Raw genomic sequence first — 11,886 nt, 5'->3', positions numbered from 1 at the left:
AACCTGCGAGGTCTAGCATGGCTCAAGATGCTGTTGTCGAGTTGCTCGCCGAGCTGGTGGCCATCGATACCACCAGCCACCGTTCCAACCTGCCCTTGATCGCCTTTGTCGAGGACTACCTCTCTCGGCACGGGGTAGACGCGAAGCGGATCACCGATCACAGCGGTCACAAGGCCAACCTGTACGCCACCATCGGACCGTCGGATCTGCCGGGATTGATGCTGTCCGGGCATACCGATACGGTCCCTGTCACCGGTCAGGCATGGACCCTTGCCCCCTTCGCACTGACCGAGCAGGACGGGCGCCTGTACGGCCGCGGGACCACCGACATGAAGGGCTTTCTCGCCGCCGTGCTGGCGGCGGTCCCTGCCATGGTCAAGGCCGACCTGGCGATGCCCTTTCACCTGGCGTTTTCCCACGACGAAGAGGTCGGCTGCCTGGGCGTGCGAACCCTGCTCGCCGACCTCGCCCACCAGCCAGTACGGCCTGCTGCATGCCTGGTGGGCGAACCCACTTCCATGCGCCTGGCCACCGCGCACAAGGGTAAGCTGGCGCTGCGCGTGCACCTGCACGGCAAGGCATGCCACTCGGGGCTCGCTCCACAAGGCGTCAACGCCATCCACGCCGCCGCCCACCTGGTCACCTGGCTGGAGGCGAAGGCCGCCACCAAGGCCTCGGAGGGACCTTTCGACACGCGCTTTTCGATTCCCTATACCACCCTCCAGGTAGGCACCATACAAGGGGGAACGGCCCTGAATATCGTGCCCCAGGACTGCCAGCTGGATCTCGAATTTCGCAACGTACCGGCGGACTCCACGGAAACGCTGCTCGGGGAACTCATGGAGGTGGTCACCTCGCTGGAAGCCAGAATGCAGCAGGGCCACCCCCAGGCCAGCATCCGCGTGGAGCCACTGAGTGACTATCCGGGCCTGTCCATGACCGATGACGACGCCCTGGTCGGCTTCATTCTCGATGTACTGGAAGACCGCCGCCTGGAGCCCATTGGCTACGGCACTGAGGGTGGCCTGTTTCAGCAGGAGCTGGGCATCCCGACCATCGTCTGCGGCCCCGGCAGCATGGCCCAGGGCCACCAACCCGATGAGTTTGTCACCCGTGAGCAGCTGGCTCACTGTGAAGCCTTCCTGGCGCGACTGATCCGCGCGATGCAAGACCCCCAGGTCCACGCCCGGCTGGCAACCTCAGGCTGAGCCGGCTCTTCACACAGCCCCAGTCACACAGCCCCAGCCACACTGCCCCAGCACCCGCGCGAACGCAGGCGTCGATCCCGAGGCCAGCGCTGTGGGAAGATGGGGTTTTCTCAGCCATGACAACAGACCATGCGCCCCTTCACCCTCAAGCAATTGCGCTACTTCGTGGTGGCCGGCGAGCTATCGAGCGTCACCCAGGCGGCCAGGAAACTGCATGTATCCCAGCCGTCCATCTCCGCTGCCATCCATCAGATCGAAGAGGCCACTGGACTGCAGCTGTTTGTTCGGCACCACGCCCAGGGGCTGTCGTTGACCCCCACCGGCAGACAGCTGCTGACTCGGGCGCGCCAACTCCTGCGTGACGCCGAGGGGCTGGAAAAATTCGCCGCATCGCTAGGAGAAGAGGTCGGTGGCGAGCTTCGTCTGGTCGCATTCCCCACCTTTGCCCCGCTGTTCTTGCCACAGCTGCTGCGCCAGTTTGCGGACAGGCACCCTGCCGTCAGTCTCTATTGTGACGAGATGACTCAGGTCGACATCGTCAATGGTCTGCAGCAAGGCGACTATGAGTTGGCGTTCACCTACGACCTGGAGATTCCCGACGACATCGCCTTCATTCCCCTCTACCGCTTCCCTGCCTACGCGGTAGTGGCTGAGGATCACCCCTTGAGCGAGAAGGATCGTATTGGGCTGGCCGAACTGGCCACCTACCCGATGGTGCTGCTGGACTGGCCGCTAAGTCGCGAGTACTTCCTGTCGATATTTTCCCACCACCAGCTGCTGCCCCATGTCGCTCACCGTGCCAAATCCATGGACATGCTTCGTGGCCTGCTCGCCAATGGCTTCGGCTTTTCCCTGTTCAACACCCCCATGAGTGCCTTCAGCGCCGCCGACAACGCTCGCCTCAAGGCGTTGGCGCTGGAGGACGATGCCCAACCTCTGACCATGGGCCTAGCCTGTCTGCGTGGCCTGAGACTCTCTCCCGCGGCAGACGCCATGCGGCAACTGGCGCAGGAGATCGACACTATCACTGATGTGTTCGGAGCAAGCAGCACTGTCACGTCGCGCACCTGAGGGCATTAAGGGCTAGCGCCTACGTCCGCTGCCTGCGTCCGCTTCCAGGCCCCTTTCTCTAACGCTCTTTTGGATAGGAAAAACTGAAGCTGTCGTTAATTTAATAGTATTTTAATTGATCAACAGCCTGGGGATATGGTGCTTGTACAGCCGGGTAGCGGAGTTGCACGGCCAAGATAACAACACTCCGACCGAGGTACCTTCCCCATGACGGAACATGATCTTTCCTATTGGCGTGACTTGAGCGCAAAGCTTGTCCTGCCCCACGATGCGTTCATCGACGGCGCGGCCACCGCTGCCAGTGATGGCGCGACGCTGGTCACCTCCAACCCTGCCACCGGCCACCCCTTGACGGCGGTTGCAGCCTGTAGCGTCGACGATGTGGATCGGGCGGTCGCAGCCGCTCGCACAAGTTTCGAGTCAGGGGTCTGGTCACGCCTCGCCCCGGCACAGCGCAAGGCCACGCTGCAACGCCTGGCGGCGCTGATTCGGCAACACCGAGAGGAGTTGGCGCTGCTCGAAACGCTGGATACCGGCAAGCCCATCCGTGACGCCTATGAACTGGATATTCCAGGCGCAGCCGGGTGTTTCGAGTGGTACGCCGAAGCGACCGACAAGCTCTACGGTGAAGTCGCACCGACCGACGGTGACAACCTGGCGACCATTACTCGAGAGCCCATCGGTGTGGTGGCGGCGGTAATTCCCTGGAATTTTCCCCTCGATATCACCGCCTGGAAGCTGGCCCCAGCGCTGGCGGCGGGGAATAGCGTAATTCTCAAGCCGGCGGAGCAGTCTCCGTTGACCGCACTGCGCCTGGCACAACTGGCCAAGGAGGCAGGCTTTCCTGACGGCGTCATCAACGTGCTGCCCGGTCATGGTCATGTCACCGGACAGGCCCTTGGACTTCACCCTGACGTGGACTGCCTGACCTTTACCGGATCCACCGCTACCGGCAAACGCTTTCTCGACTACGCCTCCCGCTCCAACATGAAGCAGGTCTGGCTGGAGTGTGGCGGCAAGAGCCCCAACCTGATCTTTGCCGACAGCGATATTGACGCTGCGGCGAGAGCCGCCGTGCAAGGCATCTACTTCAATCAAGGGGAAGTCTGCTCTGCCAATTCGAGGATTCTCGTCCAACGTGATATCAGGCCAGCCTTCGTCGACGCCTTCGTGGCCGCCGCCTCGCGGTTGGTGGTGGGGGATCCCCTGGACCCTGCGACAGATGTAGGAGCGCTGATCGACAGCGAGCACGCCGCCAAGGTCCGTGGCTATATTGCTCGCGGTATCGAAGAAGGTGCATCCCTCGCCATGGGCACCGCGCCGAGCGGAGACGAACAAGGCGCCTTCGTCGCCCCTACGCTGTTCGTCGATGTGGCGCCCAAGATGACCATCGCCCATGAGGAGATCTTCGGGCCCGTGGCTGCGCTGATCGACTTCACTGATGAAGACGAGGCCGTGGCCATCGCCAACGACTCCATCTACGGTCTGGCCGCCTCCGTCTGGACGACCGATCTATCCCGCGCCCACCGCGTCTCGCGCCGCCTGCGAGCAGGCACCGTCTCGGTCAACACCGTGGATGCCATCGACTTCACCACGCCCTTCGGCGGCTACAAGCAATCAGGGTTCGGGCGAGACCTGTCGCTGCATGCCCTGGACAAGTTCACCCAGCTGAAAACGACCTGGATTCGCCTGTAGCGGGTGTCTTGAGCAAAGGTCTAAAGCAGAGGCCTTGAGCCAGGGTCTTCGCTCCTTCCCATCCACCGCGGGAGGGCCCTGCGGCTTGCTGGGTGCTCGTCACGGGCGAGCGCCTGCCGAACCATCCACGCTGCGCTCGCCAGCACTCAAATATCTATTCCGAACAAAGGCTTGAAGAACCCTTCTGAAAAACAGCTCCGAATCACAATGTCGAACAACAACAAGAGGATGTAGTGATGCAAACACACTCCCCCACCTCCCACCAGGCAGCGCCATCTGCCTCGGGCTCCTGCCGCAAGGCGCTGGGCCTGAAGTCGTTGATGGCGATCGCGGTGGGCCTGGTCGTCTCCCAGGGCGTCATGGTGATCATGCTCCAGGGCGTCGGCATTGCCGGGGCAGCGTTCCTGCTCCCCCTGGCTATCGCCTGGATACTGGCCATGTGCTACGCCGCCTCGTTCTCGGAACTGTCGCTGATGATTCCCCGAGCCGGTAGCCTCAGTACCTATACCGAGGTCGCGCTCGGTCACTTTCCCGCCATTCTGTCGGTGTTCTCGGGCTACGTGGTCGTCGCCATGTTCGCTCTATCTGCAGAGCTATTACTGGTCGACTACCTGCTCGGTGTGCTCTACCCCGCCCTAGACAGCACTCACTTCATTGCCTTCGGCATTCTTGGCGCCTTTACCCTGCTCAACCTGATGGGTATCGATGTCTTTGCCAAGCTGCAGAACGTACTCGCCTTCGCCATGGTGGTGGCACTCACGCTGCTGGGCATCAGTGCGCTGTCCGGCGGCGTCGCACCCCATGCCTTCAGTGCCAGCCACATCTTCGCCGATCTTGACCTGGGCAGTGGCGCCTTCAGCCTCATGGCACTGGCGATCTGGGGCTACGTTGGGGTCGAGTTTGTCTGTCCGCTCGTATCTGAAACGCGTGATCCGGTTCGTCATATCCCCCGCTCCATGTACCTGGGATTGACGGTTATCTTTGTGGTCTTCTCCCTCTACTGTCTCGGCGTCCTGTTCTACTTGCCGCAGGAAGCCCTGCTGGCGGCCGAACTTCCCCACTTGGAATATGCACGCGCTGTCTTCGGTGACGCCGGGCATCTTGTGCTTGCCGTCGCCGCTGTTACCGCCACCTGCAGCACCGTCAACACGTCCTTGGCATCCATACCCCGTATGCTGCAAGGCATGGCGGAGCAGGGCCAAGCCTTTCCCGCCCTTGGCTGGCTGACGAGCTCCACCAGGGTTCCCTGGGTTGCGGTCCTGTTCATTGCAGCCGTCACGGGGCTACCTCTGCTGGTCTGGGGAAATGACCCTGGCACCGTCGGGCTACTGCTGACGGCGGCGGCGATTGCCTGGCTGATCGCCTACATCATCGCCCACGTCAATGTCATCGCCCTGCGCCGTCGCCATCCCGATGCACAGCGCCCCTACCGCACGCCCTTCTACCCCTTGCCTCAGCTCGTCGGCATTGCGGGCATGGTCTACGCGATCGTCTATGCATCCCCTTCCCCCGACATGACCCAGCAGATCTTCACCAGCGCAGGGGTGGTGCTCGGGCTGGTCAGCCTTGTGGCCTTGGTCTGGATCAAGGTCGTGATGAAAAAACCCCTCTTCAAGCCGGAACCGCTTGACCGAGTCATCAGCCGCTAGAAATAACACCAGAACAGGCCAGGAATGGGGCCAATGCCCTGCCCGGATAGCATCATAAAGGAGAACGACGATGAACAGTTTTCAAGGCTCCCCCTCCCTCGACAAGCAGGACATCTGGGAGAAGGATCGCGATCATTTCACCCACCCATGGACCGACTTTTCCACCTTCAAGGAAAACGGCTCCATGGTCTTTACAAAGGCCGATGGCGTCAGCATCGAAGATGCCGATGGGCGGCGCTATCTGGATGGCATTGGAGGACTCTGGTGCGTCAACATTGGCTACGGCCGGGATGAGATCGCCGACGCGGTGGCGGATCAGATCCGCGCCATTCCTTACTTCTCGACCTTTGGCCACCACACCACGGCACCCGCCGCTCAGCTGGCGGCCAAGCTTGCCGAGCTCGCCCCCGGGGACCTCAACCACGTCTTCTATGGCTGCGGCGGATCGGTGGCCAACGATACCGCGGTAAGGATGATCCACTTCTATTTCAATCAGCTTGGCAAGACCAGCAAGAAACAGATCATCTCTCGTATCGATGGCTACCATGGCAGCACCTACATGGCGATGTCGATTACCGGCGTCAAGTTCGACCATATCGGCTTTGATATCGACGACACCCTGGTACATCACATCAGCTGTCCGAATCCTTACCGGCGCCCTGCGGGCCAAAGCCTGGAGGACTTTTGCGACGACAAGGTCGCGGAACTGGAAGGCAAGATTCTCGAATTAGGGCCGGACAATGTCGCCGCCTTCTTCGCTGAGCCCATCATGGGCGCGGGCGGTGTCATTGTTCCCCCTGAGGGCTATCACCGCAGAACGCTGGAGGTGTGCCGCAAGTATGACGTCCTGTACGTCTCGGACGAAGTGGTCACCGCCTTCGGCCGTCTAGGCCACATGTTCGCCTCGGAGGACGAATTCGGTATCGTCCCGGACATCATTACCTGCGCCAAAGGGCTGACCTCGGGCTACCTGCCGCTAGGGGCCACGATCTTCTCCGACCGCATCTATGAGGTGATCAGCAAGCCCCAGGCGGACGGCGCCCTGTTCACCCACGGTTTCACCTATTCAGGCCACCCGGTGAGCTGTGCGGCAGGCCTCAAGAACCTGGAGATCATGGAGCGCGAAGGGCTGTGTGAGCACGTACAGGACGTGGGGGCCTACTTTGAACGCCGTATCCGCGAATTGTCAGACCTCCAGATTGTTGGCGATATCAGAGGACGCAAGTTCATGATGTGTCTGGAAAACGTCGCGGACAAACAAACCAAGGCACTGATCGACCCCGAGGCCAAGATCGGTAATCGCATCGCCGATGAATGTCAGCAGCGAGGCCTGATCGTTCGGCCCTTGGCGCATATGAACATCCTGTCACCAACGTTGATCCTGACCCGAGAGCACGTCGACTTTGTCGCCACCACCCTGCGCGACAGCATCGAAGCCGCCACCGAGTCCCTCAAGGCCGACGGCTACCTGCCCCGCTAGTCCCGGCACCAACCGATAGGCCCAGCATCGCCCCTCTCCGACGTTGATAGCAGCCCCGTCACAGGCAGCGCTATCGATAACCGAGAGGGGCGATGCCGTTGGACCGGTTTAGGGGGGAAAGGTCAGGCCCACGAAAGTAACTTTCAGATCCACCAGCAACTGGCTCCCCGCGCCCGTAGGCATTTCCGTGTCCGCAGCTCAGCAATACGCTGGCAGATGATTCTGTTAAGCTCCAACAAATGGTCGATGCTCATGTCGCTATGCACATAGACGGAGGCCTTCTGCTAGATGTTCTTCCGATACGGATGGTGCGGATCGATCAGTGGCCGAAATGGATTGTCAGCGAACCGGATTTTCCAGAGTCGTGGGGGCAGGTCCGCTACTTCGCTCTCCAAATGCTGATCAGGCTCTGGTTGATACCCAAATATTCAGTCTCCAGTTCGTTCCAACAGGACCTCCTGTTTTTCTTGCCAAGGAGGATAAGGCAAAAGCTCCGTTACAGGTGATTGAAGCCCGGCTAAACATTCTGGCTTTTGAGAAACACGGCAAGGTTGGCTTTACGGCGAAGTACTTAGTTTAGGGCACTGATCAACAGGTCACTGGGCAGCAAGTCTCCATGCTCCAAATGATCTCGGCACCACAGATAAAAGTAGCTGCCCATCGGCTTCGAGTCGTCGCGCCGGTACTGGCGCTTCTTTTCGGCCCTCGGTCCTTGTCCTTGCGCTTTGATGACCTCTTCGTTCTGGTACAGCTTGGCGGTACGTTGAAGGAATTCGGTGTCCTTCTCTAGATAGTTATTTTAACGATCACGGTGCAACCTGTATTAGGCTTGGGTGTTGCGGTTTTGAGTCTCGGAATAGCGGGTATAGGAGGCATAACCGTCACTGATGAGTTTGCCGATGAACTGCCTATCCAGCGCCTGCTCGATGCATTTCCAGAACTTATTCAGAATGGTCCCAGGACTCGGCGGAGCGAGCGTACGCTTTAAATTTGTCGGCATAGTCTGGATGCCAGCGAGACAGCGCTGGACGATTCTGGATCATGTCGTTGGCCGCCCACTCGATACGCTTAGCATCCATCTTGCTGGTCACAGCATTGTCAGGACAGATGATGTAGAACTCGCCTTTATTGAGCCCTGCCAGGGCATATTGAATGACTTGCTCGGCGGTCCACGCCTCATCGGGCTTGCTGTCGGATTCGGTACGCTGTTCCGCGCCGTTCATGGGCGTCCAAGTGTAACCCGGCACGAGAAGATGCGCGCTCACACGGTCTTGTACAACATTGCGCAGTTCATAAGCGAGCTGCTCGGTAAGTACTTTCACGCCCGCCTTGGACACTGAATAACCGGCAAATCCTGGAGGCGTGGTGATGCCCTCCTTCGATCCGAGATTAACGATCATCGCTGGCTTATCGGCGACTATCAGCTCCGGCACGAAGACGTGATGCATGGCCAGCATGCCGCCGAAGTTCACATCCATCTGCTTCTGCCAGGTATGTGGGGAGTCCCAGGGTCCGGCTTCAACCTTGATCGCCGCGTTGTTCATGACCAGTGCGATATCGCCAAAACGCTCGAGGATCTGATCCTTGAAGCGACGCAAGACATCCACTTCAGATACGTCGCCAACGACGCTCAGCGTTTCTACATCGAGCGTTTTGGCGAACACTTCGAGTGAGGCCTTGTCGCTGTCGAGCAGCGCGAGCTTCATTCCTTTCTGCGCCAATATTCGAGCGGCCGCCGCACCGATCCCTTTTGCTGCACCGGTGATGACAGCGACGCGACCTTGCGTGATAACAGCGTCTCTCTTCGGCATCGTGACTTACCTCCATTCTTAAAACGTTTACCCGCAGCCTTGTTCGATCATGCCAGCACCGACCAGTGTCGTGTCCATAGAGCCAAAGTGAACACAACGTTGACTGAAACTTTACGCATCAAAAGAACGCTCAGGCAGCACTACGCCGACGTTTTATTCAAGCGTTACGAATTATCAACTTAAACAGACACTGCCAAGTTCGACCAATTACAGCCCACCATCGCTTTCATTCGGATAAATCACCTAGGCGTCAAATAGAACTCATCTCCAGGTTGAAAATAAATACTCAGAACAACATTACCGAGACGCTATGATCGGGGGCAGTCGACAACGCCTTGATTGACACCTCCGGGGCGACATCGAACAAGCTGTTCCATGCATGCAAGCTAGTGAGAGACAACCGTGTTCCACGTCTACCTATTCATCGCTTTTCTCTACGTCCTATGGCGTGTCGTTGTTCCTCTGCCACTCTCCAGTACGTGGCGTGTCGTCGTCGCCTTAGTTCTGCTCCTAGTCAGCAAGCATCATCTGATCACGCAGCTGACGACCGGTAACATGTTCTCTCCCGAAATTCCCTTCTGGGCAGTCGCACTGTTGGGCTGGGGGTTCTGCGCTTTCGCCATCCTGCTGGTCATGAGCCTAGCGCTGGATGCCGCCCTGATGCTCCGCTGGCTTCTTAACAAGATACTTCGTGCGAAAAGACCAGCTCGACAATCGCTCACGACAGTGCGCTACGTGATGACCACCGTCGCGCTGACGCTCTCCGGGTTCGGGGTCCATCAGGCAGCGCAGGTGCCGGAGGTGAAGCGCGTCGAGCTAGATATTCCCGGGCTGCCAGCAGGATTAGAGGGACTAAAAGTGGTGCAGCTGACGGATCTGCACATCAGTCGCTTCTTTCAGCATGATTGGGTAACCGAAGTCGTCGCGCGCACTAATGCGCTGGAACCCGATCTAATCCTAATCACGGGTGATCTCATCGACGGCACGCCTACCGCGCGCCTGCACGACGTTGCCCCACTCAAGAATCTGCGTGCCCGTTACGGGGTGATCGCCTCGCCTGGCAATCACGAGTACTACTTCGGCGCCGAACGCTGGCGAGCCGTGTTCGAGAGCCTGGGCATGCAAATGCTCGAGAACACCCACATATCACTCTCCATCGTAGGCCAGCAGCTGGTCATTGCTGGTATTACCGACGAGAGCGCGGAGGATGTCGGCCTGGCGGGGCCCGATCTATCGGTTGCACTTCACGGATCTCCTAACGATGCTCCACTCATCCTGCTCGACCATCGCCCCTCCGGCGCCCGCCAGCACGCCGAAGCTGGCGTCGACCTACAGCTCTCCGGACACTCCCACGGCGGCATGGTGAAGGGGCTGGACTTAATCGCCGCCTACGCAAATGAAGGACATGTGTCCGGTTTTTATCCAATAGATGACATGGCGCTCTACGTCAGCAACGGTACCGGGCTCTGGAACGGCTTTCCCATCCGACTGGGTGTGCCGGGTGAAATCACCGAGTTGGTACTCGGCGTCAATAGCGAGGGATCACACGTCAAGATTCTGAAATAATTTCCACGTCATGGCGTTCCAAAAAGAGCTCGGTGGCGGGACCACGCCAGAAAGCAAGCCTAAAACTTTGCCAAAAGCCTCGAAGCGAAATAACTCACTCGTTCGAGATCTCATCGCGTTATTTTCTCCATAAGGCATAGCCTTAATACATGGCGACATCCAAACGTTAAGTAAAGCCTCAAGCACTCTACTGCCCAGCAAAGAAGTCTACTTCCAAAGTATATACACCCCAGCGCGCGTTTCCGTGATTTGCGGCTCACAGTCCGTCAAAGCTACTGTAGCAACAAATTAATTCTAGTTGGCGCCAAAGAGAGCCCCATCAAGTTCAAGTAGATGTGTAAATTTCTAAAAAACAACGCCTCGAATCGGTGACTGTCCGAACAATCCTCATTCCTGTTTAGTAAGCATCATGCTCATAATTGTCTTAGCGTGGCGCGACTACAGCGCCATAGATTAGAGGCATCACCTCTCCTTGATATGATCCAGAAAGACTCGGAGCACATGTGGAACTCGCTGGCCAACGGTGTAGTAGGCGTAGAAACCCGGCCCCGAAGAGGCCCACTCCGGGAGCACGACCTCGAGCTGCCCGGAGGCTAGCTCGTTGGCCACCCGCTTCTCGAGACAGTAGAACAGTCCGAAGCCCTGCTGGGCCAGCGCTATCGAAGCTTCAGAGTCGCCCAGTATCACACTTCCGGGCACATCGACCTCAACCATGTCGGCGCCGTTACCCAGCTCCCAAGAAAAGAGTTTCCCATCACCCGTTCGAATGCGAATACACTGATGACTCAGCAGATCCTCCGGCGTCCTCGGTCGACCCGCTTTTTCGAGATATGCTGGCGATCCCACAACGACCCAGTTCAACTCCTCTGTCAGCGGAGAGGCGGCCATGCCTTCAGGAACCCGGTCGCGATAGCGAATGCCCATATCGAACCCCGCCTGGGTGATCGCCACGAAGCGGTCGTCTAACGATATGTCGAGTTCAACATCGGGGAAACGCTCGACGAAAGAAGAGATACGATCCTCCAGCACGACGTGCATCGCATCCCGCAACGCGGTTATTCTCAAGCGACCCTGAGGTGCGTCATTTAACTCTGTCACCCCATCGAGCGCCGCGTCGATGCGTTCGAAATTCGGCATTAACTGATCGCACAGCCGATGACCCGCTTCCGTCAATTGCAGGCTATTGTTGAAACGGTGGAACAGGCGGATACCCAGCCGCGCTTCCAGATTCTTGAGACTATGACTGACAGCTGATCCGGTCACGTCCCGGGCCAAGGCCGCCTTGCGCACTCCGCCATATTTGGCGACAGCCAGAAAAACTTCCAGATCCGTGTAACTCGCCCGCTTCTTCATTTCGTTTTAAAAACCTCATCTCCATCATGATAAAAATGCAACACCATCGCCGT

8 protein-coding genes are annotated in these 11,886 nt (G+C 58.7%); 6 read left to right on the top strand and 2 right to left on the bottom strand.

Annotated features, from left to right (window positions below):
• The first annotated feature begins 17 nt into the window (after positions 1 to 17).
• From argE to KUV45_RS07730, 5 genes are all read left to right on the top strand, one after another.
• A complete protein-coding gene (gene argE / locus KUV45_RS07750; RefSeq protein WP_222162626.1) occupies positions 18 to 1,208 on the top strand; it encodes an acetylornithine deacetylase in 1,191 nt (396 codons plus the stop codon).
• A gap of 129 nt (positions 1,209 to 1,337) precedes the next feature.
• Positions 1,338 to 2,279, top strand: coding sequence for a LysR family transcriptional regulator (locus KUV45_RS07745; RefSeq protein ID WP_222162625.1), 942 nt, complete (start codon positions 1,338 to 1,340; stop codon positions 2,277 to 2,279).
• Positions 2,280 to 2,486: 207 nt separating this feature from the next.
• Positions 2,487 to 3,974 (top strand): aldehyde dehydrogenase, encoded by a 1,488-nt coding sequence (locus tag KUV45_RS07740; RefSeq protein ID WP_222162624.1) that lies wholly within the window; start codon positions 2,487 to 2,489, stop codon positions 3,972 to 3,974.
• 236 nt (positions 3,975 to 4,210) lie between these two features.
• Positions 4,211 to 5,623 (top strand): APC family permease, encoded by a 1,413-nt coding sequence (locus KUV45_RS07735; protein WP_222162623.1) that lies wholly within the window; start codon positions 4,211 to 4,213, stop codon positions 5,621 to 5,623.
• Between the two features lie 70 nt (positions 5,624 to 5,693).
• Complete coding sequence (locus tag KUV45_RS07730; RefSeq protein WP_222162622.1) at positions 5,694 to 7,103, top strand: aminotransferase; 1,410 nt, start codon at positions 5,694 to 5,696, stop codon at positions 7,101 to 7,103.
• Between the two features lie 941 nt (positions 7,104 to 8,044).
• On the opposite strand, the gene KUV45_RS07725 is transcribed toward KUV45_RS07730, so the two are convergent.
• Positions 8,045 to 8,914, bottom strand: a complete 870-nt coding sequence (locus tag KUV45_RS07725) for an SDR family oxidoreductase (RefSeq protein ID WP_222162621.1) — start codon at positions 8,912 to 8,914, stop codon at positions 8,045 to 8,047.
• Between the two features lie 402 nt (positions 8,915 to 9,316).
• Between KUV45_RS07725 and KUV45_RS07720 the strand changes: the two genes are divergently transcribed.
• On the top strand, positions 9,317 to 10,480 hold the full coding sequence (locus KUV45_RS07720) for a metallophosphoesterase (protein WP_222162620.1): 1,164 nt from the start codon (positions 9,317 to 9,319) through the stop codon (positions 10,478 to 10,480).
• Between the two features lie 462 nt (positions 10,481 to 10,942).
• Here the strand turns inward: KUV45_RS07720 and KUV45_RS07715 are convergent, their stop codons facing one another.
• On the bottom strand, positions 10,943 to 11,833 hold the full coding sequence (locus KUV45_RS07715; protein WP_222162619.1) for a LysR family transcriptional regulator: 891 nt from the start codon (positions 11,831 to 11,833) through the stop codon (positions 10,943 to 10,945).
• Positions 11,834 to 11,886 lie beyond the last annotated feature (53 nt).

Origin of the sequence: Halomonas sp. DP3Y7-2, from assembly GCF_019800795.1 — a bacterium.
Classification (GTDB): domain Bacteria; phylum Pseudomonadota; class Gammaproteobacteria; order Pseudomonadales; family Halomonadaceae; genus Halomonas; species Halomonas litopenaei_A.
Note: the sequence above shows the minus strand (reverse complement) of the source record. Positions and strands in the feature narration are given on the sequence as shown.

Coding starts and splice junctions, on each gene's coding strand:
- KUV45_RS07740 (WP_222162624.1), top strand. CDS start 2,487: ATGACGGAACATGATCTTTCCTATTGGCGTGACTTGAGCGCAAAGCTT.
- KUV45_RS07730 (WP_222162622.1), top strand. CDS start 5,694: ATGAACAGTTTTCAAGGCTCCCCCTCCCTCGACAAGCAGGACATCTGG.
- KUV45_RS07735 (WP_222162623.1), top strand. CDS start 4,211: ATGCAAACACACTCCCCCACCTCCCACCAGGCAGCGCCATCTGCCTCG.
- KUV45_RS07745 (WP_222162625.1), top strand. CDS start 1,338: ATGCGCCCCTTCACCCTCAAGCAATTGCGCTACTTCGTGGTGGCCGGC.
- KUV45_RS07715 (WP_222162619.1), bottom strand. CDS start 11,833: ATGAAGAAGCGGGCGAGTTACACGGATCTGGAAGTTTTTCTGGCTGTC.
- argE (WP_222162626.1), top strand. CDS start 18: ATGGCTCAAGATGCTGTTGTCGAGTTGCTCGCCGAGCTGGTGGCCATC.
- KUV45_RS07725 (WP_222162621.1), bottom strand. CDS start 8,914: ATGCCGAAGAGAGACGCTGTTATCACGCAAGGTCGCGTCGCTGTCATC.